We start from the raw sequence: 24,320 nt of genomic DNA on the forward strand, positions 1-24,320 counted from the left end.
GAGGTTTATTAAATGAAACAATTTTTTCAAAAAGGGTCGAAACCTAATCAATTAGTTGTCGCTTTCCATGGTACTGGTGGCAATGAATATCAATTATTAACCACCATCGCAACCCTTTACCCAGAAGCGAGTGTTCTAAGTTACTTAGGGACAGAAGGTGTAGGCGAACAGCGACGCTTTTTTGCGCCATTAGTCAATGGAGCATTACCTCGTGCTAACTTTGATGAGCGAGTGACGGCGTTTCTAGAAGAAGTTTGGCAACCGCAAAAGTTATACGATGAAGTTATTTTTATAGGGTACTCTAACGGTGCCAATTTTATTTTAGGCCTATTAGAAAAGAACCCGACTATTGCTAACACTGTTATTTTACTGCATCCAAGCAATTTAGGCTATCAATATGTATCTGGTGAGTTTGCGACAAAAGTGATTGTCACAACAGGGGCTCAGGATGAGTTGAGTATTCCGGGACAAGTTCTTTCTTTAGCTAATCAATTAAAGAAACATTTCCCGGTCGACTTTTTGCTCGTTGATGGCGGTCATGGCTTATCAGAAGAAGAAGTAACGAAAATAAAAGAAGTTCTTTAAAAAACAAGCTGCAACCTTTGCTGATAAGTGGTTGCAGCTTGTTTTTTTCATGTGTGTTTAAATGATTTAGTTCTTTTTATTAATGAAAGCTTCCGCAAGGGCAAAGTCTCCTGCGTAAGGTTCATCTACGCCGTTTACTTTTTGATAAAGGTCGGCGCCTTTACCAGCTAAGACAATCGCATCATCAGCCGTTGTGCTTAAAGATAATGCGTGAGCAATTGCTTCGCCACGATCTAAAATGGTGTAAACAGGCATTTCTTTGGTAATATGGGCTTGAATTTCTTGGCAAATTTTTGCTGGATCTTCACTGGCTGGGTCATCGGTTGTTAGGACTGCAACATCAGCCAATTCAGAAAGAACCCTACCAAAGTCTTTGCGGCGAGAAATCGCTTTGTCTCCCGTACTACCAACAAGAACAATTAAGCGGCCGTCAGGATGTTCTTCACGGACAAAGGTTAAAAGATTCTTCAAACTGTCATAGTTATGAGCGTAATCAACATAGACGGTTGCACCGTTGGTATTCGTTAAAGATTCCATCCGGCCAGGGACGGTGGTTGCTGCGATCCCTTGTTGACACTCTTCTTTTGAAGCTCCCACAAGGACACTAGCAATCGCCGCACTTAACGCATTACCTTTGTTAAAATCACCACCTAAACGAAGGTGATAAGAGCCAGCCAATCCTAACGCATCTGCAGGACTTTCAACGATAAAACGTAAGGAATCATCTGAAGAAACAGCGAATGAATAGTCAACTTCTGAAGCTGGCTGACTGCCATAGACAATGGCTGGGACTTTTTGCTGTTGTGCAGTTTCTTTAAGTAATGGAAAATAATCAGCTTCGTGATTCAACACAATGACTTTAGAATGTGTAATCAATTGACGTTTGCAATAAAAGTAATCGTCAAAGGTTGGATGTTCAATTGGACTGATATGGTCGGGGGTAATGTTTAAAAAAATGCCGACATCAAAAAATAACTTGTAGACACGATTAGTTTTGTAGGCTTGGGAAGAAACTTCCATAATAAAATGAGTCATCCCGTTAGCAACAGCGGTTGCCATCATTCGATACAAGTCCAAAGATTCGGGTGTAGTCAAGGCAGATTTAAAGAATGTTTTGCCATCTAATGTCGAATTCATGGTAGAAAGCAAGGCTGTTTTTTGTTGTGTAGCAACATCTAAAATATATTTGGTGAAATAAGCCGCTGTTGTTTTACCTTTGGTTCCAGTAAAGCCAATCAGTTTTAATTTATTTTGTGGATAATCATAAAAAGCCATGCTTAACACAGCCATTGCTTTTTTAATGTCAGTCACGATAATTCCTAGTTGTGCTGGAACCTCATAAGGCACCTCAGAAACATAGATTTCTAGGCCGTCTTTTACAGCATTTTCTAAATAGATTTCTTTAAAGTTTAATCCTTTACAAAAAAAGAGTGTTTCTGCTGTTACGTCTCTCGAATCGTAAGAAAGAGCCGTTACTTCTCGTTGACCTAACGTGTCGGAAAGGGTCAAGTGCCAGCCTTCTGGTGAAATAAATTCTTTTAATAAATCTTCTTTTTCTAAGCAATCGCGAATTGCGAATAATGAAATCGTCACTTTTTTTGCCTCCAAACGTTTCAACGAAATTTCAAAACTGATGTCATTATAGCATTATTTTTCTTTTAAAAAAACCATCTCGTTAGCGTGAGAAAATCCATGAGAAATGTTAAAATAGGATAATTCTTCGAGAAAGTCGTTGCATATCCCAAGATGAACAATTAAAATAAAGAAAGCATACTCAAAGAATATTGGAGGACAAAATGATCAATCAACCAAATTCAGTTGATCAACCAATCCTGACGAACCAAGAAAAAATGGTCAAAGGCTCAGCTTGGATGACAGCTAGTAATATTATCTCCCGCATGTTAGGGGCGATTTACATCATCCCCTGGTACGCTTGGATGGGCGAGCACGGAAACGAAGCGAACAGTTTGTTTTCAATGGGGTATACGATTTATGCCTTATTCCTAATGATCTCTACCGCCGGAATTCCAGGTGCGATTGCCAAGCAGACCTCGCATTATAATTCATTGAACGAATATAAAATTAGTCGACAGCTTTTTTATCGTGCCTTACAACTAATGGGTGGCTTAGGTGTGGTTTTTGCTATTGTGATGTATTTGGCATCTCCGGCATTAGCAGCTTTGTCTGGCGGAGGTCCTGAATTAGTTCCAACAATGCGTTCATTAAGTTTAGCCGTTTTAGTTTTCCCAAGCATGAGTGTCATTCGCGGTTATTTCCAAGGAAATCAAGAAATGATGCCCTTTGCTTTATCACAAATTGTTGAACAAGTAGCACGAGTTTTTTACATGTTATTAACTGCTTTTATTATCATGAAAGTCTTTGAAGGTAATTACGTTACAGCGGTGACCCAAGCCACTTTTGCGGCATTTATTGGGATGCTCGCAAGTTTTGCGGTTTTAGGTTATTACATGTACAAACAAAAACCATTATTTGATTATTTAGAAGAACACAGCGCCAATGAACATGAAATTGCTCCAAAAGAGTTATTGATTGAAACTTTTAAAGAGGCGATTCCTTTTATCGTAGTTGGCTCAGGGGTAACGGTCTTTAAACTTGTCGATCAGTTTACTTTCTCAAACTTTATGCGTTTGTTTACGGATTATTCAGATACCCAATTACGAGAGCTTTTCGGTATTTTTAATGCCAATCCGGACAAATTAACCATGATTGTCGTGGCTTTAGCAACTTCGATTTCGGCTACTGGATTACCGTTGATTACAGAAGCGGTCACCTTAAAAAATCACCGTGAGTTAGCGCGTTTGATTAGTAATAATTTACAACTTTTTGTGTTTGTAATGTTGCCAGCAACGTTTGGTATGATTGTTTTAGCGCAACCACTATACACTGTTTTTTACATGCCAGATGCTTTAGGCACTTCTTTATTAGTGCAAGCTTGTTATGCTAGTTTATTCTTGGGCTTGTATATGTTAGTGTCAAATATGTTGATGGGGATGTATGAAAATCGTGACGCAATGCGTTATTTAGGAATTGGTTTAGCTGTGAAATTAATCGTGCAATTCCCCGCAATCCGTTTATTTGAAGTTTACGGTCCGTTATTAGCAACGATGATTGGCTTTACGGTTTCTTGCGTATTGATTCTAAGAAGAATTCGTCAAGTGACACGTTTTAATTACAAATTAACCTTACGGCGAACATTGTTAATGTTCTGTATTACAGTCATCATGATGATTATCGCTTTGATTTTCCGTCAGTTCTTGTATCTATTTTTAGATCCAACTAGACGTTTCCAAGCTTTCATTATCGTTGTAATTGTGGCTGCTGCAGGAGGCGCTTTTTATGGCTATTCGGTCTTGAAGATTCGCTTAGCTGATCGTTTATTAGGGAAAAATGCCGCAAAATTACGTGCAAAATTCAATATTAAATAATAGCTGATTGAACTACTTTCAGCAGATTCTCTTAAGAGACAAGGCTTGAGACATCGATCGATTCGATTTATGTCCCAAGCTATTTTTTTAAAGGAAAGAGGAATGACGATGCGTTTAGATAAATTTTTAGCCGATGTTGGTATCGGTAGTCGTAAAGAAATCAAACAATTGTTAAAGAAAAAAGTCGTTACGGTGAATGGTGACGTCGTAAAAGAAGCCAAAACACAAGTAAATGAAGAAACAGATCAAATTGCCTTGATGGGAGAAATTCTTACGTATCAGAAATTCTTTTATTACATGTTGCATAAACCACAAGGTGTCATTTCTGCGACGGAAGATCAGCGAGATGAAACGGTAATTGACTTATTAACTGATCAGGATTACCGTGCCGACTTGTTCCCAGTTGGTCGCTTGGATAAAGATACTGAAGGCTTGCTTCTATTAACAAATGATGGCCAGTTAGCGCATCAATTATTATCACCCAAAAAGCATGTGGATAAAGAATATTTAGCTGAAGTTGAGGGACTTGTGACAGCGGAAGATTGTCAACTGTTTGCGCAAGGATTTGCCTTGAAAGATGGAGAAATGGTTAAACCAAGTCGTTTAGTCATTGAGACGATCAATGAGGAAGAAGGGACTTCCGTAGTCCGTTTAGTGATTCAAGAGGGAAAATTCCATCAAGTCAAACGGATGTTAGCCACTGTAGGCAAACCTGTGACGTATTTAAAACGATTACGAATGGGCGAACTATGGTTGGATGAAACATTAGAACTAGGGGAATATCGGCCCTTAACAGAAGCCGAATTGCAACAACTACAACCTAAACAATCATACCTCAATTAAAATAAACAAAAACCCAGCCCTTTCTGTGGAAAAGATAAAAAATTTCTCGAAAAATAGTGTCGGGTTTCTTTCTTTTTCTGCATAAAATGGTATGATTGACTATGTAGAACTTTATGAATAGGAGTGACAACAAATGACAATTGATTGGACAAAAGAAGTCGAAGCACGTAAAGACGACTTATTAGAAGATTTACAAAACTTATTACGGATCAACAGTGAACGTGATGATGCACAAGCAACACCTGAAGCGCCCTTTGGACCTGGGCCAGTTGCTGGCTTAAAACACATGTTAGCGTATGGTGAACGTGATGGCTTTACGGTGAAAAATGTCGACAATTACGCTGGACACATTGAATATGGTGAAGGCGACGAAACGTTAGGGATTTTTGGTCATATGGACGTTGTTCCTGCTGGTGATGGTTGGGAAACAGATCCTTATGAACCAGTCATTAAAGATGGCAAAATTTATGCACGTGGTGCAAGCGATGATAAAGGCCCAAGTATGGCTGCTTATTACGCAATGAAAATTATCAAAGAATTAGGCTTACCCGTGTCTAAAAAAATCCGTTTCGTAGTAGGAAGTGACGAAGAAAGCGGCTGGGGCGATATGGATTACTATTTCCAACATGAAGAAGCGCCAGACTTTGGTTTCTCACCAGATGCTGAGTTCCCAATTATCAATGGGGAAAAAGGAAATGTGACTATTCGTTTAACTTTCCGAGGCGGTAACGGCGCTGATTATAAATTAGAAAGCTTCAAATCTGGCTTACGTGAAAACATGGTTCCGGGAACAGCAGATGCTGTTGTAACGGCTGCTTCAGCAGACGAAGCGGCTTCACTAGCTGCTAGCTTTGAAACATTCATCAAACAAGAAGCAAAAATTTCAGGTAACGCAGAACTTTCAGATAAAACAGTGACTTTCCATGTAGTTGGTAAAGGGGCTCACGGTGCTAGCCCACAATCTGGAATTAACGCAGCGACTTTCTTGGCAACTTTCTTAAATGATTACAGCTTTGCAGAAGGCGCATATAGCTTTATTAATACCATTGCTGAATTTATCCATGAAGATTTTTATGGCGAAAAATTAGGTGTGGCTTTTGAAGACGAAAAAATGGGTAAATTGACAATGAACGCTGGGATTGTTAACTTTGATCCAGAAAATCCTGAAAATAGCTTAGTAACATTAAACTTCCGCTATCCAAAAGGAACTTCAGCAGAAGAATTACAAGCAAAAGTTCAAGCAACAGTCGGTGAAACGGTCACTGCAACACAAGGAGATCGCAACCAAGAACCGCATTATGTACCAGCTGATGATCCATTGGTGGCAACGTTACTACAAGTTTACGAAGACCATACAGGCGAAAAAGGCCAAGAACAAATCATTGGTGGCGGTACTTATGGCCGCTTATTAAAACGTGGTGTTGCCTATGGCGCAATGTTCCCTGGCTACACAGACACAATGCACCAAGCCAACGAATTTATGGAATTAGATGACTTATTCCGAGCAGCTGCTATTTATGCAGATGCGATTTATCGTTTAGCGAAGTAAAGTAAAAAAGCTGTTTTCGATTTTCGAAAACAGCTTTTTTTTGCAATTTTTGCCTTTTAAAAACCCAAAATCAGAACCGTCAATTTACTGAAAATTTCTTGCAAATCAAAGGATCCCACGATACGATAAATAGGAGAAAAGGCAATGAGTGAAACACTTATTGTTAACTATTTAATCAAAGGACGTGTGAAGATGAACGTAGAAGAATTAGTTCAAAAAGCAAAAGATTTAATTGGAGAAGGCAACGTGGAACATGCGCAACAATTCATTGAAGAACATAAAGATGAATTAGGCGAACACTATCATAAAATTACAGCGATGTTAGCTGATACAACGACCGATGGTTTGTTTGATAAAATTAAAGGATTGTTTCAATAGTCGTAATTAAAAAGGCAAAACACAGTTAACCACGCACTGTGTTTTGCCTTTTTTGCCATGTAAAGTTTGACAACATCAACAAATAGTAAAAGATATTACCATACAATAAATATAGATTCGTTATTTTAAGAAAAGTAAAGGAATTAAGGTAAGAGATTCTTAAATAGATAATGTTATTTTTGTTATGTATATAATTCTATTAGTTTACAAAAACTATAAATAACCCTTTTTTTAAGAAAATAAGAATGGTAAACTTTAAGTAGCGGTATTCAGTTTGATTAATTTGGAAGCGATTACTTTCTGGCTGCAAACAAAAAAAAGCGCCGAAACAGCGCCACTTTACAGTTGATTACGGTTAAAACCTTATTTTAACTTGCTATGTTGTTTAGAATAGTCCCAAAAGAACTTAACTAAATTATAGCATAGAATAAAAATCATTCAAGTAGTAATTTAAAAAAAGGAGTGGAAATAAAATGAAGAAAGACTACGTTATCGGTTTGGATATAGGGACTAATTCTGTCGGTTGGGCAGTTATGACAGAAGACTATCAGTTGGTGAAGAAAAAAATGCCTATTTATGGAAACACTGAAAAAAAGAAAATCAAGAAAAATTTTTGGGGTGTGCGTTTATTTGAAGAAGGGCATACAGCCGAAGATCGCCGATTAAAAAGAACAGCACGACGAAGAATTAGTCGTCGACGGAATCGTTTACGCTACTTACAAGCTTTTTTTGAAGAAGCGATGACAGCTTTGGATGAAAACTTTTTTGCTCGTTTACAAGAGAGTTTTTTAGTGCCTGAAGATAAGAAGTGGCACAGACATCCGATTTTTGCTAAGTTGGAAGATGAAGTAGCTTACCATGAAACGTATCCGACAATCTACCATTTACGCAAAAAATTAGCAGATTCATCTGAGCAAGCAGATTTACGACTAATTTATTTGGCGTTGGCACATATTGTCAAATATCGTGGACATTTTTTAATTGAAGGGAAATTAAGTACAGAAAATATTTCTGTTAAAGAAAAATTTCAACAATTTATGATCATTTATAACCAGACCTTTGTGAATGGAGAGGGTCGCTTAGTTAGTGCGCCATTACCTGAATCTGTCTTGATTGAGGAAGAGTTGACTGAAAAAGCTTCTCGGACTAAAAAATCTGAAAAAGTCTTACAACAATTTCCTCAAGAAAAAGCTAATGGCTTATTTGGTCAGTTCTTAAAGCTAATGGTAGGGAATAAGGCTGACTTTAAAAAAGTTTTTGGTTTGGAAGAAGAAGCCAAAATAACCTACGCTAGTGAAAGCTATGAAGAAGATTTAGAAGGCATTTTAGCAAAGGTTGGGGATGAATATAGTGACGTGTTTTTAGCTGCTAAAAATGTGTACGATGCAGTTGAATTATCAACGATTTTAGCAGATTCGGATAAAAAAAGTTACGCGAAATTATCTTCTAGCATGATTGTCCGTTTTACAGAACATCAAGAAGATTTAAAAAAATTCAAACGATTTATTCGTGAAAATTGTCCAGACGAATATGATAATCTCTTTAAAAATGAACAGAAAGACGGCTATGCAGGCTACATTGCACACGCAGGTAAGGTTTCACAGCTTAAATTTTACCAGTATGTTAAGAAAATCATTCAAGATATTGCTGGAGCAGAATATTTTTTAGAAAAAATTGCTCAAGAAAACTTTTTAAGAAAGCAACGGACCTTTGATAATGGGGTGATTCCTCATCAAATTCATTTGGCTGAGTTACAAGCAATCATTCATCGTCAAGCGGCCTATTATCCATTTTTAAAAGAAAATCAAGAAAAAATTGAACAACTGGTTACATTTCGAATTCCTTATTATGTCGGACCATTATCAAAAGGAGATGCAAGTACCTTCGCTTGGCTAAAACGTCAAAGTGAGGAACCAATTCGACCTTGGAACCTTCAAGAAACCGTTGATTTGGACCAATCAGCGACAGCCTTTATTGAACGAATGACCAATTTTGATACGTATTTACCTTCTGAAAAAGTTTTACCGAAACATAGTTTGTTATATGAAAAGTTTATGGTATTTAATGAATTGACCAAGATTTCTTATACGGATGATCGAGGCATCAAAGCCAATTTTTCAGGTAAGGAAAAAGAAAAAATCTTTGATTATCTGTTTAAGACGCGTCGCAAAGTTAAGAAAAAGGATATCATTCAATTCTATCGAAACGAATATAATACGGAGATTGTCACGCTTAGTGGACTTGAAGAAGACCAATTTAATGCTAGTTTTAGCACGTATCAGGATTTACTGAAATGTGGTTTGACACGAGCAGAATTAGACCACCCAGATAATGCCGAAAAATTGGAAGATATCATAAAAATTTTAACTATTTTTGAAGATCGGCAACGAATTCGGACGCAACTTTCTACATTCAAAGGGCAGTTCTCAGCAGAAGTACTAAAAAAATTAGAACGCAAGCACTACACTGGCTGGGGAAGATTGTCGAAGAAATTAATCAATGGTATCTACGATAAAGAATCGGGTAAAACAATTTTGGACTATTTAGTTAAAGATGATGGGGTCTCAAAACACTATAATCGCAATTTTATGCAACTGATTAATGATTCACAATTATCTTTTAAAAATGCTATTCAAAAAGCACAGTCCAGTGAACATGAAGAAACATTAAGTGAAACTGTCAATGAATTAGCTGGTAGCCCAGCAATAAAAAAAGGAATTTATCAAAGTTTAAAAATTGTCGATGAACTAGTCGCGATTATGGGTTATGCGCCTAAGCGGATTGTTGTCGAAATGGCACGTGAAAATCAAACGACTAGCACTGGCAAGAGAAGATCCATCCAACGCTTGAAAATAGTTGAAAAAGCAATGGCCGAAATCGGCAGCAATTTATTAAAAGAACAACCAACGACTAATGAACAGTTACGAGATACCCGTCTTTTCCTTTACTATATGCAAAATGGTAAAGATATGTACACGGGAGATGAATTATCGCTTCATCGTTTATCTCACTATGATATTGATCATATTATCCCACAAAGTTTTATGAAAGACGATTCATTGGATAACCTAGTTTTAGTGGGCTCTACTGAAAATCGAGGGAAATCCGATGATGTACCTAGCAAGGAAGTTGTTAAGGATATGAAAGCTTATTGGGAGAAATTATATGCTGCTGGCTTAATTAGTCAACGGAAATTCCAACGTCTGACCAAAGGGGAGCAAGGTGGCTTGACTCTCGAAGACAAAGCGCATTTTATCCAACGACAATTAGTAGAAACTCGTCAAATTACCAAAAATGTTGCAGGGATCTTAGATCAACGCTACAATGCCAAGTCAAAAGAGAAAAAAGTCCAAATCATCACCTTGAAAGCTAGTTTAACGAGCCAATTTCGTTCGATTTTTGGCTTGTATAAAGTTCGTGAAGTGAATGATTATCACCATGGACAAGATGCTTATTTAAACTGTGTGGTCGCAACCACGTTATTAAAAGTTTATCCTAATTTAGCACCAGAATTTGTTTACGGAGAATATCCTAAGTTCCAGACCTTTAAAGAAAATAAAGCCACGGCGAAGGCTATAATTTATACAAATTTGCTGCGCTTTTTCACGGAAGATGAACCACGGTTCACGAAGGATGGCGAAATTCTTTGGAGTAACAGTTATTTAAAAACTATCAAAAAAGAATTAAATTACCATCAAATGAATATTGTCAAAAAAGTAGAAGTGCAAAAAGGCGGTTTTTCAAAAGAGTCGATTAAACCCAAAGGACCATCGAATAAATTGATTCCTGTCAAAAATGGTTTGGATCCCCAAAAATATGGCGGTTTTGATAGTCCTATAGTTGCATATACAGTGCTATTCACGCATGAAAAAGGTAAAAAACCTCTTATTAAACAGGAGATACTGGGCATTACGATTATGGAAAAAACAAGGTTTGAACAAAATCCTATTCTTTTTTTAGAGGAGAAAGGCTTCCTACGGCCTCGTGTATTAATGAAATTGCCTAAGTATACACTGTATGAATTTCCAGAGGGACGCCGGCGCTTATTAGCCAGCGCTAAAGAAGCGCAAAAAGGGAACCAGATGGTTTTACCTGAACATTTACTTACATTACTGTACCATGCGAAACAATGTTTGTTACCAAATCAATCAGAAAGTTTGGCTTATGTAGAACAACATCAACCAGAATTTCAAGAGATTTTAGAGAGAGTGGTTGACTTTGCTGAAGTGCATACATTAGCCAAGTCAAAAGTCCAGCAAATTGTGAAACTTTTTGAAGCAAATCAAACAGCAGATGTGAAAGAGATTGCGGCATCCTTTATCCAACTTATGCAGTTTAATGCGATGGGCGCACCAAGTACGTTTAAATTTTTCCAAAAAGACATTGAGCGAGCACGCTACACGTCAATCAAAGAAATTTTTGATGCCACTATCATTTACCAATCGACTACGGGACTGTATGAAACACGCAGAAAGGTTGTCGACTAGATGGGCTGGCGAACGGTAGTGGTTAACAAGCATTCAAAATTATCCTATAAAAACAATCATCTTGTTTTTAAAGCAATTGATCACCAAGAATTAATTCATTTGTCTGAGATTGATGTTTTGTTGTTGGAAACAACGGACATTTCGTTAACCACGATGCTATTAAAACGATTAATTGATGAAAAAATATTAGTGTTATTTTGCGATGATAAGCGTTTGCCAATTGGTAAAATTTTGCCCTTTTATGGACGGCATGATAGTAGCTTGCAATTGACACGCCAGTTGGCTTGGACGGAAGAACGAAAAGGTCAAGTTTGGACAGCGATCATTGCACAAAAAATCACCAATCAGAGTTTACACTTAGCGCAACGAGACTATAGCCAAAAGGCTGCTGCTTTGTTAGCTATGCGCGCTGAATTACGTCTGTTTGATCCAGCCAATCGAGAAGGTCATGCAGCTCGAAGTTACTTTAATACTCTCTTCGGCAATGATTTTACACGTGAACAAGAAAATGACATTAATGCTGGTTTAAACTATGGTTATACGTTGTTATTAAGTATTTTTGCTCGAGAGTTAGTCCAGACAGGTTGTTTTACACAACTAGGACTAAAACATGCCAACCAATTTAATGACTTTAACTTAGCAAGTGATCTTATGGAGCCTTTTCGTCCATTGGTAGATCAAATCATTTATGAGAATAGAAAAGAAGCATTTCCGATAATGAAACGTAAGTTATTTGCTTTGTTTATGAATACGTATATGTACAAGAAAAAACAAATGTTTTTAACCAATATTGCTACCGATTATACAAAACATGTAGTAAAAGTTCTGAATCAAGAGGAGGAAGGAGTTCCAGAGTTTGGGATATGAGTTATCGATATATGCGTCTATTATTAATGTTTGATATGCCAACGGACACAGCCAGTGACCGGAAAGCGTATCGGAAGTTCCGGAAATTTTTGATTAATGAAGGATTTATTATGCATCAATTTTCGGTTTACAGCAAAATTTTGTTGAATGATACTGCTAATAAAGCAATGTTGGCTCGCTTAAAGCAGAATAATCCGCAAAGAGGACTAATTACACTATTAAATGTAACAGAAAAACAATTTTCTCGAATGATTTATTTGCATGGAGAACAAGACAATCGAGTTGCTAATTCAGATGAACGGATTGTCTTTTTAGGAGAAGAATAGATGAGAGTTAATTTTTCTTTATTGGAAGAACCCATTGAAATTGAAAAAGCCACCTTTTTAACGATTAAAGACGTTCAAACCTTTGCCCATCTAGTGAAGTTAATTTATCAATATGATGGGGAAAATGAGTTAAAACTATTTGATGCGCAACAAAAAGGGCTGAAACCAACGGAATTATTTGTTGTTACGGATATTTTAGGCTATGACGTTAATTCGGCTGCCACGCTGAAATTAATCTATGGGGATTTAGAAGCACAATTAAATGATAAACCAGAAGTCAAATCAATGATTGAGAAGTTAACTGGAACAATTAGTCAATTAATTGGCTATGAATTGTTGGAACATGAAATGGATTTGGAAGAAGATGGCATCACTGTGCAGGAACTTTTCAAAGCTCTTGGAATCAAAATCGAAACAACGAGTGATACGATTTTTGAAAAAGTTATGGAAATTACACAAGTACATCGTTATTTATCAAAGAAAAAATTATTGATTTTTATTAATGCGTGTACGTATTTGACAGAGGATGAAGTGCAACAAGTGGTAGAATATATCTCTTTAAATAATGTGGATGTCCTGTTTTTAGAACAAAGGGTGGTCCAGAACAGATTCCAATATATTTTGGACGAAAACTTTTATTTGAGTTATGAAAAAGCTTAAATTGTTACTGATTAGTGGTTCATTCTAAACTGAAATCTAGCTATGGATAAGTGATGCGAGTACGGAACTTTGGAAAAAAATAATTCTCCGAGGTTTTAGAGTCATGTTGTTTAGAATGGTACCAAAACTCAATCCATTCAGCAACTATATTGTGTTTAGTTTTAGAGTCATGTTGTTTAGAATGGTACCAAAACATGTACTCATTCTAATGTATAAGAAGTGCAGTTTTAGAGTCATGTTGTTTAGAATGGTACCAAAACGTATCTACGTGCATAATCATATCGACTCATGTTTTAGAGTCATGTTGTTTAGAATGGTACCAAAACCAATGTAAATGCTCATTATGATTTACATATGTTTTAGAGTCATGTTGTTTAGTTTTCGCAGATACGATTTGATTGATGTAAAAATATCGTTAATATGTATAAATATGGTTATTATATAAAAAATATAAGTAATAAATTGAAGCTTTGCTAAAGCAAGTGATGCGATTACGAAATTATTTAATTTTAGAGTCACGTTATTTATTACTTTACGAATAGAGAATACGATTATCTATAAATCAAGAATTAATCCCCAATTTATTGAAAATGACACTCCCTGTTTTATTAATATTTCATGCTTTTGTTGTACTATTTGATGATACAAAAAAGTAAAACTGAGGACCCAATTAAAGTCAAGTTAACCACATTGAAAGATAAACCTTTCAATGTGGTTAAAGATGCTTAATGAGATTCATGAAACATAGAGAGCGGATTAATTTCCTATGCTCTTTATTTGTATATTTTCTTGGGAATCATTATTGATTGTGGATTAAAAAGATAATCCGCTCCCCGTTTCACCACAGGCATATTCGTAATAGCTAAAATGAAGAGGGCTAAGAAGAAAAGTGCCAGGATTCGGAAAGTAAACCATTCTTTAAAGAGTGTGTCTAATTGTAAACCACTTTCCAACAGAATAATTAAGGGCATATGCAAGAGATAAGGGTAGAGGGTATCTTTTCCGAGGGCGCTTAAAGGTAACTTTCGTTTCGGCAATAATGCAAACCAAGAAAGAGACACCAATGCTGCAGCAACGTAAAAGAACAGCTGAATGAAACTACTGTATTCAAAGGCCGGACTAATTTCAGCGTAGGAAGCCCAACCAGTTAAGAAGCCCCAAAATTTCGTTGCCAATGACCATTGACTATTTACAAATAAAAAGGAGCTTAAAATTACGCCTATCGCTGCCCATTTGACTTTGCGATGATCTAAAAAGGTTTGTAGCTTTTGAATATCCATTAAGTAGCCACAATAGAAGAAAGGGAAGAAGCCCAGAGTCCGTCCTAAAGACAAGAAACCTTCCACAGGCAAATAGCCTGAGGCGCAGCCGATAACAATGATGATGGGCAACATGATTTTCGGCTGAACGCGCTGAAGAAAGATGGTAATTAAGTAGAAACTTGCTAAGGAAAGTAAGTACCAAGGAACGCCCGTTTCGTTCAGTAAATCAAAATTCATTTTATTTGCAAAGGCGAAATTAGCAAGCGTAATCAACAACTTCGCTAAGAGATAAAGCCAAACAAAGGAAAGTAAACGGAGATATTTTCGTTGTTTAATGGCATGTTTACTGAAGAGTCCAGAGACAAAAATAAAGGCTGGCATATGGAATGAATAGATCCAAAAGTTGATCGTTTCCATGAGTCGTGAAGGAGAAGCTTCACGATCTAAAATATGCCCAAAAATCACTAAGAAAATTAAAAAAAGTTTCACGTTGTCCCATTTATAAATTCGCTTGTCGTTTTCCATAACGATCACTCCTTTTAGTAGAAAACAGTTCACTTTTGTTTAAGGCAGAAGAGGACAATTTTTCCATTCATTGAGTAGATAATTGTAGATACGAACCGGCAGCCGTTAAATGAGCCCCCACATACTTGCGCTTAAAACAAAAAATTAGGCAGGATGTTAGTCTTAAATTATACTGAAAGAGTGACGATCCTCCAAAGATTTTGTTTATTAAGAAGTGAAAGATGCGGTGAAAATAAATGATAAAATTTCAAAATGTTTCAAAAGTATATCAAGAAAATGCCGTTTTGTCCGATGTGAATTTAACAATCCAACAAGGCGAATTTTTTGTATTAGTAGGGCCGAGTGGTAGTGGAAAAACGACGACTTTGAAAATGATTAATCGGCTCATTGAGCCAACGACAGGTGAAGTGGCTCTCAATGAACAAGCGGTAACCAACTACCCTTTACGTGAATTACGACTAAAAATTGGCTATGTTCTTCAGCAAATTGCCTTATTTCCTAACTTAACCGTGGCGGAAAATATTGAGTTGATTCCTGAAATGAAAAAATGGCCCAAAGAGCAACGCAGAGAGCGAACCATTGAACTATTGAAAAAAGTTCAGCTGGATCCTGAGGAATATCTGCATCGTAAGCCAGCAGCGCTTTCAGGAGGCGAACAACAACGTATCGGGATTTTACGCGCCATTGCAGCCGAACCAGAAGTGATTTTAATGGATGAACCTTTTAGCGCGCTAGATCCGATTTCAAGACATCATCTTCAACGTTTGGTGAAAGAACTTCATCAGGAATTAGCGAGTACCATTGTTTTTGTGACCCATGATATGACTGAAGCTTTACTGTTAGGAGAGCGCATCTGTATTATGGACGCTGGTAAAATTATTCAAGTCGATACGCCAGAAGCCATTCAAAAACATCCGAAAAATAATTTTGTCGGTCAATTTTTTAAACAATCTTCGCCAGAACTAGCGAACTATTGTGGCGCTGACTTGACTGCATTTTTAGAAGCTACGGATGAGACGATTGAGCCAGTGCCGACTGTTTTCATGGAAACCAATTTAAAAGAGATTGTCCAACTCATTAATGCGCAAGAGAAAGCAAATTTAGTAGAAAAACAACAAGTTTTAGGGTGTATCACCTCAAAAACGATTACTCGTTTTATGGAACAACTGTTGGAAAGCGAGGGACAGTAGATGCAAGCACTGATTGAAACTTTTTTCGCTCGAAAAGAAGAATATCTGCAAGCGTTAATCGAGCATATGCAATTGTCCTTTATCTCGTTATTATTCGCTGCGTTGATTGCAATTCCTTTAGCCATTTATTTAACGAGTCATCGTAAGTTAGCGGAAAGTCTGTTACAAGTGACTGGGATTTTCCAAACCATCCCTTCTTTAGCCTTGCTAGGCTTATTGATTCCGTTAATTGGTATTGGTCGACCACCGGCAATTGTTGCGCTAGTGATTTATGCCTTATTCCCAATTTTACAAAACACCTATACTGGTTTGACGGAAATTGATCCTTCGTTAGAAGAAGCCGCAGAAGCATTTGGGATGAGTAAAAAAGAAAAACTGTTTAAGTTTGAGTTACAAATGGCATTACCATTTATTATTTCTGGGATTCGAACGGCTACCGTTTTAATTATTGGTACGGCCACGTTGGCGGCGTTAATTGGAGCAGGCGGTTTAGGGACCTTCATTTTATTAGGAATTGATCGAAATAATTTATCGTTGATTTTTATTGGAGCTCTTTCATCAGCTGCACTAGCAGTCTTATTTAATTATGGAATTCATTGGTTGGAAAAAGCGAATGGGCGGCGACTAATCATTGGTGGTACTATTTTAGGCCTTTTGTTAGGTGGTTCATTTTTCTGGAATCAACAAACTTCTTCAAAGGAAAAACAGCTAACAATTGCTGGCAAATTAGGAGCGGAACCAGATATTATTATTAATATGTATAAAGCCTTAATTGAAGAAAATAGCGACATTCAGGTGACGTTAAAGCCAAACTTTGGCAAGACTACTTTTTTATATAATGCCTTGAAATCAGATGAAATCGATCTTTATCCGGAATTTACAGGCACAGTGATCGAAACCTTTTTAAAAAATCCTCCTCAGCTAGACAATCAACCTCAAGTAGTCTATGAAGCGGCACGCGCTGGCTTGAAAAAACAAGAAAACCTTACTTTGTTGAAACCGATGCGCTATGAAAATACGTATGCCGTCGCAGTTAAACGCTCATTTGCAAAAGCGCATCAATTAAAAACGATTAGTGATTTACAGAAAATTAGCAATCAGTTGAAAGCAGGTTTTACGTTAGAATTTATTGATCGGCAAGATGGTTATAAGGGATTACAAGAAAAATATCATTTAAATCTGAATGTCCAATCGATGGAACCGGCGTTACGCTATCAAGCGATTAATAATGGTGAGGTAAATGTGATTGATGCCTATTCAACGGATAGTGAATTGAGACAATACGATTTAGTAACGTTAGAAGATGATCAAGCGCTATTTCCGCCTTATCAAGGAGCACCACTTATTAAAACAGCAACGTTGGAAAAATATCCAGAATTAGCAGAAATATTGAATAAATTGGCAGGAAAAATTAGCGAAGAAGAAATGAGTGAAATGAATTATCAAGTCAATGTGGAAGGGCAAGATCCTAGCATAGTGGCGAAAGACTATTTAAAAGAAAAGAATCTTCTTAAATAAGTATTTTTTACTGAAAAAGACTGGTATATAAACATTTATCCAGTCTTTTTCAGATAAATAAAGAGTTTAATGTGAAAAGTACCTGTATTTTTACTCATTTTTGGATATAATAAAAGAAATGAATGGAGAGGAGTGGTCTATATGAAAAAAGCAGAACGTCAACGTTTGATTAAACAATTAATTATGCAACAAGAAATTGAAACACAAGATGAATTAATCACTCGTTTGGAAGAACTTGGCGTCCGAGCCACTCAAGCGACTGTTTCAAGAGATATCCGTGAAATGAGTATTGTTAAAACACATGGTGCAGATGGTCGTGTCAAATATGCAATTTTTTCTCAAGCACAAGGCACAAGCAGTGAAGAGAAATTACGAGAATCAGTAAAAGATTCAGTTGTTCGAATGGAGCGAGTACAATTTATTGTCATCTTGCATACAGAGATGGGGAATGCCGATGTGGTGAGTAACTTTTTAGATGAAGTAGCTTATCCAGAAGTGGCGGGTACAGTGGCTGGTGCGGATACGATTATTGTGATTACACGTTCAGAAGAGGATGCGGAACACTTTATCGAACGTATCGAAAATATGATTTTTTAAAATTGAAAGCATCAATAGAAGGGAGTTTTTTTCTTGGTAGAATTGAAAGCGCTACAAAATGGTTCGGATATTCGGGGAATTGCTTTGGATACGGAAGAGCAAACTGCAACATTAACCGCAACAACAGTAGCCGAGATTGCGGTGGGCGTGGTTCGTTGGTTACAGGACAAAAAACAGCTGCCACGAAAGGCACAACAGCGCCTGACAATTGCAATCGGACATGATAGTCGTCTAACGGCGGAGCCGATTAAGCAAGCATTAGTAGATACGTTTCTTTCATTAGGTATTCAGGTGATTGACGTTGGTTTAGCTACGACGCCTGCTATGTTTATGGCTACTCAATTTCCAACGCTTCAATGTGATGCAGCGATTATGATTACAGCTAGCCATTTGCCTTACTACTTTAATGGCTTGAAGTTCTTCACAGCAGAAGGTGGAGCAGAGAAAGAAGATATTCGGTATATTTTATCTCATACTGATCCGCTGACAGCCAATGAAAATGGCACACTGATGAAGCAAGAGTTACTGCCAATTTATGCGGAACATTTGGTGGCAAAAATCCGCCAAGGAATTCATTCGCTAGAAGAGAAACCTTTACAGGGCTTTCGAATTATCGTTGATGCGGGTAATGGGGCTGGGGGCTTCTTTGCGGAGCAGGTTCTTCAAGTTTTGGGCGCTGATACGACGGGATCACAGTTTTTAGAACCAGATGGGCATTTTCCTAATCATGTACCTAATCCAGATAATTCTGAAGCAATGAAAAGTATTCAAACAGCTGTTTTAGCTAATCAGGCAGATTTGGGCATTATTTTTGATACAGATGTAGATCGTTCGGCTGTGGTGGACCAATCAGGTGAGGTACTAAACCGAAATAATTTAATTGCTGTTTTAGCGGCAATTGTTTTAAAAGAAGCGCCTGGTAGTTATATTGTGACAAATTCGCCAACCTCAAGTCATTTAAAAACATTTATTGAAGAAAAAGGCGGCCAACAGATTCGTTATATTTCTGGTTACCGAAATGTCATTAATAAAATGATTGAATTGAATCATGGGGGCTTTCAGACACCGTTAGCCATTGAAACCAGTGGTCATGCAGCGTTTCAAGAAAACTACAATCTGGATGATGGTGCATATGTCGTGGCGAAAATTTTAATGTTGTTACCAGAATTGAAACAAAACAATCAAACGTTAGGAGATCTGATTGCTACATTGAAGCAACCGGCAGAAACCAACGAATTTCGCTTCAAAATTACTGCGGAGGATGTGACTTGTTATGGGCAACAAGTCTTGCGAGACTTTGAATTGTTTGTAGAAAATCAAGCAGACTTTGCTGTGGACCGTGAAAACCAAGAAGGTGTTCGGGGAAACGTGTCTGGTCAATATGGCAGTGGGTGGTTTTTGCTACGCTTAAGTCTGCATGAACCGTTGCTTGTTCTTCAGGTAGAGAATGACCAAAGCGATAAAAATGCGTGTGTCATCGAAAAAATTGCCACTTTTTTACAAAAATACGAGGAAATAGATAGTCAGCAGATAGAAAATAATTTAGGAAATTAAAGGTGTTCTTATGGAAAATGTTTTAAAAGGAAAACACGTTGGCTTTTCTCATTTTAGAGAAGAATATATCGAACATATTGCAAAACAGCAATGGGATAATGAATTGCTTCGGCATTTGAGCTGGGATGCTTTACATCCGTGGGGGCTTGAAGAATGGAAAGATTTCACGATTAATAAAGGAGAAGATGATTGATTTCTATTTGCTATTTTAGAAAATACGACAGAGAAATTTATTGGTTGGGTCTCGTTGTCTGATGTACAGTTGAAAAATAGAGGGGCCAATTTAGGGATTGCTATTTTACAAAAAGAGCAACGTGGTCAAGGATATGGCTTTGAGGCGGTGTCTTTAATTTGTAAATTTGCTTTTTATGAATTGGGCTTGCACAAAATCAGATTAGCTGTCAATAGTAACAATCAAAAAGCGATTCATGTTTATGAAAAAGTAGGCTTCAAAAAAGAAGGAATTGATAGAGAAGCGTTATTTCAAGATGGCCAATGGCTGGATATCTACAATTACGGAATTTTACAAAAAGAGTGGCTACAAATGATTAAGGCTGAGAGTTAGCTCAGGAACTGTTTAACACCAAGACACTGAGCAAACGCAGATATGCCGTTCTCAGCAGTGAATGTGCGGTAAAATAAAAAAGCAGAAGAAATCGGCGGTTACCGTCCGATTTCTTCTGTTTTTTTACCATAGGCCAGGCGCTGCAGTCACAACGATTTGTTTTTTTGTAAACGGATGGAGTAAATGAAGTTGTGAAGCATGGAGCATTAAACGAGCTGCCTGCGATTTTGGGTTGTATAACGGATCACCAATAATTGGATGCCCTTCGCTAGCTAAATGGACCCGAATTTGGTGCGTCCGACCTGTTTCTAAAACACAGGTAACTGCGGTTTGATTGTTAGAAAGAGCTTGGACCACTTGGACATGTGTAATCGCTGAATCCCCTTTTTGAGGATCAATCCGTCGTTTCCGGCGATCATGTCGATCACGACCGATCGGCTGATTGATTGTCTGCTCTTTTTGGTTAAAGTGACCAGCCACAATCGCTTGATATTGGCGGTAAATTTGTTTTGTTTCTAATAAACGCCCTAAAATAGGTAAGACAAAAGGATTTTTAGCAAAGACAATCGCACCACTGGTTTCTTTATCTAATCGATGAACGACATAAGGGACCTGATTTTTCTCAGCTAAATAGGCAGCAACATGATTTAACAAGGTGTTTGTTTCCTGTGGCTGATTTGGATGGGTTTTAATGCCATAAGGTTTATTTACAATCATTAAATGTTCATCTTCATATAAAACCTTCACATGCGTTGCTTCCCCCAAATGAATAGTGGGACGTACATAATCGGTTTCTTCAAACGTTAAGGTGACACAATCGCCAGCTTGGACTGGAAAATGAAAAGCAGCTGTTTCTCCGTTGATTTTGACATTTTTTCGCGTGCGTAAAAAATGGCGCACTTTTCGAGGGACTAGCCACTCATTTTCTAATAGTTCTTTTACAGTCATTGTTGAAAAATTTTCAGGTAATCTCATTGAATATTCCACCAAATCCCACCTTTCACTGATTCGCTATTTAGTGTAACAAAGCTACTCAAAAGGTCAAGTCAGAACGGAAAAAAAGCTGAAATTTGTTAGAAAGGCAGTTCCTTGAGAGATTCTTAAACAAATTTACATAAAAAACGAAGAAAAGCATGATAGAATAGAGGCTAAATAAAGACTCGTTTCTAAACGTAAGCAATTATTTACCTCTAGCGAAGGCCACATTTCCTTTGCTACAGCGAAAAGATCATTGAAATTGTTTTTCAAGAATTTTTCATGCTTTAGACCTAGGTCGTACCCACAAGAATATGGTAGACTTAGCCAAGAAACGTAAACAGAGGGAGTACTATGGACAATCTTAAACAATTTTTTAGTAAAGTCGGTGTCGGATTACGTCATTTTTGGACGTGGATAAAGCCTTATTTAATAAAATTCCATCAAGCCAGAAAGCGGATTTGGAAAAAGTATCAAATCAATAAAATTTTCTTGTTAATTGGTTTGGTAGTCGCTTTAGGTGCCAGTATTTATTTATTTTACTTAGCCAAGTCCGCAAACGTTGAGACCCTAAAATCGGGGCTAAGTGAATCAACACGCGTTTATGATGAATCAGGAAAAGAAGTCGGAAAGTTATTCGGGCAAAAAGGGACTTTTGTGGAACTGGATAATATTTCTCCTTATATTCAAGATGCGGTTATTTCAACTGAAGATCGCGGGTTTTATCAACATAAAGGGTATTCCATCAAAGGGATTGCCCGTGCGGTTGTTGGAAAATTGACCTTCGGGAAAATCGGTGGCGGTGGTGGCGGAAGTACAATTACGCAGCAATTAGCCAAAAATGCTTACTTAACGCAAGAGCAAACGTTAGATAGGAAAGCCAGAGAATTATTCTTAGCGATTGAAATCGAAAAGAAATATTCGAAAAAAGATATCTTAGCAATGTATTTAAATAATTCTTATTTTGGTAATGGTGTCTGGGGCGTGCAAGATGCAGCTCGTAAATATTTTGGCGTGGATGCATCCCAAGTGACAGTGGGGGAAGCTGCAACGCTAGCGGGCATGTTAAAAGGGCCAGGAATCTATAATCCAATTGATTACATTGACAATGCCACAGCGCGACGGAATACCGTTTTACAACTAATGGTTGACAATAAAAAACTATCTCAAGAAGAAGCCAATCAAGAAGCGAGTGTTAACTTAGCGAGTCTATTAAATGACACCTATGTTGGCGACGAAAATAGTTACAAATATCCATATTATTTTGATGCGGTAATTGATGAAGCGGTCAATCGTTATAAATTTAAAGAAGAAGATATTTTAAATAAAGGCTACAAGATTTACACTTCTTTAAATCAGGGGTATCAAGATGCGATGGATGCAACTTATAAAAATGATGCACTATTTCCACCCAATGCAGAAGATGGTGCCATGGTTCAAAGTGGCTCTGTAGCCATTGATCCGAAAACCGGCGGCGTGCAAGCACTGGTGGGCGGTCGAGGGGAACACGTTTATCGAGGCTTTAACTTTGCAACGCAAACAAAACGTTCACCAGGCTCGTCCTTAAAACCAATTTCAGTCTATACACCAGCTTTAGAGGCGGGCTATAAACCAGACTCTATTTTAGAAGATAAACCACAAGATTATTATCCAGCGCAAAACTATAGCCGCACGTACAGTGGAGAAGTTCCTATGTACCAAGCCTTAGGAGAAAGCTTAAATTTACCAGCGGTGTGGTTATTACATCAAATTGGTTTAGATAAAGGCTATGAAAAAACAGAGAAATTTGGCATTCCATTATCAGAAAAAGATCGATATTATGGTTTAGCACTTGGGGGATTACAAACGGGTGTTTCGCCACTAACCATGGCGGGAGCTTATAGTGCCTTTGCCAATGAAGGCTATAAAACTGAAACGCATTTAATTACAAAAATCGTCGACTCAACTGGCGCAATTGTAGTTGATAATACGAAAGTCAAGAAAGAGCAAGTCATTACCAAAGATGTTGCAGATGGGATTACAAGTATGCTACTAGGGGTCTTTAGTTCTGGGAGTGGGGTCAACGCACAACCAGCAGGCTACGTAATGGCTGGTAAAACAGGTACGACAGAAACCAACTTCGATAGTAGTAAAACGAACGATCAGTGGGTGATTGGTTATACACCAGAAGTTGTCATTGCTACTTGGTTAGGCTTCCAAGAAACCAGTAAAACCCATTATCTGGAAGGTAGTAGCGCCACATATGCCTCTCAGGTGTTCAACAGTCAAGCCAGTGGCATCTTGCCACAAGTCAAACAAGCACAATTTCCTGTCGCGGATGCTTATGCCACAGGTGGGAAAGTTGTTGATAGCAACGATAGCTTAACCGGTGGTGCCAATTCTAATTGGCGGGATAACTTAAAAGACTTTGGAAATTCTGTTCAAGATGGCGCTAGCAATTTCGGAGATACATTGAATGAAGTTGGGGGACAAATTAAAGACGGCGCGAAAAAAGTCAAAGACAAGATTGAAGGAATTTTCGGAGGCTTATTAGGAAATTAGTTGGGAAAACCTAAGAGAAATGGTACAATAAAGATGAAACTATTGAGAAAAGAGGGATTCCATTGAGTAACATTTATGATACAGCCAATCAGATTGAACGTGAACTACGTGAGTTAGACGAATTTAAAGCATTACAAGCAGCGTATGAAGAAGTAAAAGCAGACGAAGCAGCTTACACATTGTTTAAAGAATTCCAAGGATTCCAACAAGGACTACAAGAAAAACAAATGCGCGGCGAAGAATTCACAGATGAAGATGCTGAAAAAGCACAAAGCATTGCAACGAAAGTGCAAGAAACAGCAGTTATCAACGAATTAATGCAAAAAGAACAAGCGTTTAGCTTAGTTGTCAATGATTTAAACCGAATTATCATGACTCCTGTGCGTGATATGTATAACGATTAATTTACGTAATTGAACTCTGACAAGTTGTCTATAAGACAATTTGTCAGA

The 24,320-nt window shown here is 37.5% G+C and carries 18 protein-coding genes and 1 pseudogene; 16 read left to right on the forward strand and 3 right to left on the reverse strand.

All coding sequences use genetic code 11. The annotated features are described in order from the left end of the window. Positions 1-12: 12 nt before the first annotated feature. Entirely contained in the window at positions 13-585 is a 573-nt protein-coding gene (locus tag IGK82_RS02085; protein WP_002358653.1) for an alpha/beta hydrolase, read from the forward strand. Between the two features lie 66 nt (positions 586-651). Here the strand turns inward: IGK82_RS02085 and IGK82_RS02090 are convergent, their stop codons facing one another. Next, the gene (locus IGK82_RS02090; RefSeq protein WP_010710807.1) at positions 652-2,178 is read right to left on the reverse strand and encodes a UDP-N-acetylmuramoyl-L-alanyl-D-glutamate--L-lysine ligase; all 1,527 of its coding nucleotides are present in this window, start codon (positions 2,176-2,178) and stop codon (positions 652-654) included. Between the two features lie 203 nt (positions 2,179-2,381). Here IGK82_RS02090 and IGK82_RS02095 point away from each other — a divergent pair, with 203 nt between their 5' ends. From IGK82_RS02095 to csn2, 8 genes are all read left to right on the forward strand, one after another. Next, positions 2,382-4,031, forward strand: a complete 1,650-nt coding sequence (locus tag IGK82_RS02095) for a putative polysaccharide biosynthesis protein (protein WP_002364837.1) — start codon at positions 2,382-2,384, stop codon at positions 4,029-4,031. Between the two features lie 108 nt (positions 4,032-4,139). Beyond that, entirely contained in the window at positions 4,140-4,874 is a 735-nt protein-coding gene (locus IGK82_RS02100; RefSeq protein WP_002355501.1) for a pseudouridine synthase, read from the forward strand. Positions 4,875-5,007: 133 nt separating this feature from the next. After that, entirely contained in the window at positions 5,008-6,423 is a 1,416-nt protein-coding gene (pepV, locus tag IGK82_RS02105) for a dipeptidase PepV (RefSeq protein ID WP_016622646.1), read from the forward strand. Positions 6,424-6,567: 144 nt separating this feature from the next. Next, entirely contained in the window at positions 6,568-6,801 is a 234-nt protein-coding gene (locus IGK82_RS02110; protein ID WP_002355504.1) for a hypothetical protein, read from the forward strand. 473 nt (positions 6,802-7,274) lie between these two features. Further along, on the forward strand, positions 7,275-11,288 hold the full coding sequence (gene cas9, locus IGK82_RS02115) for a type II CRISPR RNA-guided endonuclease Cas9 (protein ID WP_016622645.1): 4,014 nt from the start codon (positions 7,275-7,277) through the stop codon (positions 11,286-11,288). Continuing rightward, on the forward strand, positions 11,289-12,155 hold the full coding sequence (gene cas1, locus IGK82_RS02120; RefSeq protein ID WP_010713907.1) for a type II CRISPR-associated endonuclease Cas1: 867 nt from the start codon (positions 11,289-11,291) through the stop codon (positions 12,153-12,155). Further along, positions 12,152-12,481 carry a CRISPR-associated endonuclease Cas2 gene (gene cas2, locus IGK82_RS02125; protein WP_002364833.1) on the forward strand — a complete coding sequence of 110 codons (330 nt, stop codon included), beginning with the start codon at positions 12,152-12,154 and terminating at the stop codon, positions 12,479-12,481. Before cas1 ends, cas2 begins: the two co-directional genes overlap by 4 nt. Then, complete coding sequence (gene csn2, locus IGK82_RS02130) at positions 12,482-13,141, forward strand: type II-A CRISPR-associated protein Csn2 (protein ID WP_002364832.1); 660 nt, start codon at positions 12,482-12,484, stop codon at positions 13,139-13,141. A gap of 773 nt (positions 13,142-13,914) precedes the next feature. Here csn2 and IGK82_RS02135 read toward each other — a convergent pair. Beyond that, positions 13,915-14,928, reverse strand: coding sequence for an acyltransferase family protein (locus tag IGK82_RS02135; protein WP_002381241.1), 1,014 nt, complete (start codon positions 14,926-14,928; stop codon positions 13,915-13,917). A 236-nt stretch (positions 14,929-15,164) separates the two neighbouring features. Between IGK82_RS02135 and IGK82_RS02140 the strand changes: the two genes are divergently transcribed. From IGK82_RS02140 to IGK82_RS02160, 5 genes and pseudogenes are all read left to right on the forward strand, one after another. Then, positions 15,165-16,118 carry an ABC transporter ATP-binding protein gene (locus IGK82_RS02140; RefSeq protein WP_002355506.1) on the forward strand — a complete coding sequence of 318 codons (954 nt, stop codon included), beginning with the start codon at positions 15,165-15,167 and terminating at the stop codon, positions 16,116-16,118. After that, positions 16,119-17,636 carry an ABC transporter permease/substrate-binding protein gene (locus IGK82_RS02145; protein WP_002355507.1) on the forward strand — a complete coding sequence of 506 codons (1,518 nt, stop codon included), beginning with the start codon at positions 16,119-16,121 and terminating at the stop codon, positions 17,634-17,636. A 141-nt stretch (positions 17,637-17,777) separates the two neighbouring features. Next, positions 17,778-18,233, forward strand: a complete 456-nt coding sequence (gene argR, locus IGK82_RS02150; protein ID WP_002355509.1) for an arginine repressor — start codon at positions 17,778-17,780, stop codon at positions 18,231-18,233. 33 nt (positions 18,234-18,266) lie between these two features. After that, a complete protein-coding gene (locus IGK82_RS02155; RefSeq protein ID WP_016622644.1) occupies positions 18,267-19,787 on the forward strand; it encodes a phosphoglucomutase/phosphomannomutase alpha/beta/alpha domain II in 1,521 nt (506 codons plus the stop codon). 10 nt (positions 19,788-19,797) lie between these two features. Then, positions 19,798-20,352, forward strand: a pseudogene (locus IGK82_RS02160) (GNAT family N-acetyltransferase). 123 nt (positions 20,353-20,475) lie between these two features. Here the strand turns inward: IGK82_RS02160 and IGK82_RS02165 are convergent. Continuing rightward, complete coding sequence (locus IGK82_RS02165; protein ID WP_033591871.1) at positions 20,476-21,339, reverse strand: RluA family pseudouridine synthase; 864 nt, start codon at positions 21,337-21,339, stop codon at positions 20,476-20,478. A 342-nt stretch (positions 21,340-21,681) separates the two neighbouring features. Here IGK82_RS02165 and IGK82_RS02170 point away from each other — a divergent pair, with 342 nt between their 5' ends. After that, positions 21,682-23,868 (forward strand): PBP1A family penicillin-binding protein, encoded by a 2,187-nt coding sequence (locus IGK82_RS02170; RefSeq protein ID WP_002401229.1) that lies wholly within the window; start codon positions 21,682-21,684, stop codon positions 23,866-23,868. Positions 23,869-23,930: 62 nt separating this feature from the next. After that, positions 23,931-24,272 (forward strand): YlbF family regulator, encoded by a 342-nt coding sequence (locus IGK82_RS02175; RefSeq protein ID WP_002355518.1) that lies wholly within the window; start codon positions 23,931-23,933, stop codon positions 24,270-24,272. Positions 24,273-24,320 lie beyond the last annotated feature (48 nt).

The organism is Enterococcus sp. AZ197, assembly GCF_050556405.1.
GTDB classification, from domain to species: Bacteria; Bacillota; Bacilli; order Lactobacillales; family Enterococcaceae; genus Enterococcus; species Enterococcus faecalis.

Bases quoted from the DNA above. Each gene is read 5' to 3' on its own strand.
- IGK82_RS02085 (WP_002358653.1), top strand. From the start codon at position 13: ATGAAACAATTTTTTCAAAAAGGGTCGAAACCTAATCAATTAGTTGTC.
- IGK82_RS02095 (WP_002364837.1), top strand. From the start codon at position 2,382: ATGATCAATCAACCAAATTCAGTTGATCAACCAATCCTGACGAACCAA.
- IGK82_RS02100 (WP_002355501.1), top strand. From the start codon at position 4,140: ATGCGTTTAGATAAATTTTTAGCCGATGTTGGTATCGGTAGTCGTAAA.
- pepV (WP_016622646.1), top strand. From the start codon at position 5,008: ATGACAATTGATTGGACAAAAGAAGTCGAAGCACGTAAAGACGACTTA.
- IGK82_RS02110 (WP_002355504.1), top strand. From the start codon at position 6,568: ATGAGTGAAACACTTATTGTTAACTATTTAATCAAAGGACGTGTGAAG.
- cas9 (WP_016622645.1), top strand. From the start codon at position 7,275: ATGAAGAAAGACTACGTTATCGGTTTGGATATAGGGACTAATTCTGTC.
- cas1 (WP_010713907.1), top strand. From the start codon at position 11,289: ATGGGCTGGCGAACGGTAGTGGTTAACAAGCATTCAAAATTATCCTAT.
- cas2 (WP_002364833.1), top strand. From the start codon at position 12,152: ATGAGTTATCGATATATGCGTCTATTATTAATGTTTGATATGCCAACG.
- csn2 (WP_002364832.1), top strand. From the start codon at position 12,482: ATGAGAGTTAATTTTTCTTTATTGGAAGAACCCATTGAAATTGAAAAA.
- IGK82_RS02135 (WP_002381241.1), bottom strand. From the start codon at position 14,928: ATGGAAAACGACAAGCGAATTTATAAATGGGACAACGTGAAACTTTTT.
- IGK82_RS02140 (WP_002355506.1), top strand. From the start codon at position 15,165: ATGATAAAATTTCAAAATGTTTCAAAAGTATATCAAGAAAATGCCGTT.
- IGK82_RS02145 (WP_002355507.1), top strand. From the start codon at position 16,119: ATGCAAGCACTGATTGAAACTTTTTTCGCTCGAAAAGAAGAATATCTG.
- argR (WP_002355509.1), top strand. From the start codon at position 17,778: ATGAAAAAAGCAGAACGTCAACGTTTGATTAAACAATTAATTATGCAA.
- IGK82_RS02170 (WP_002401229.1), top strand. From the start codon at position 21,682: ATGGACAATCTTAAACAATTTTTTAGTAAAGTCGGTGTCGGATTACGT.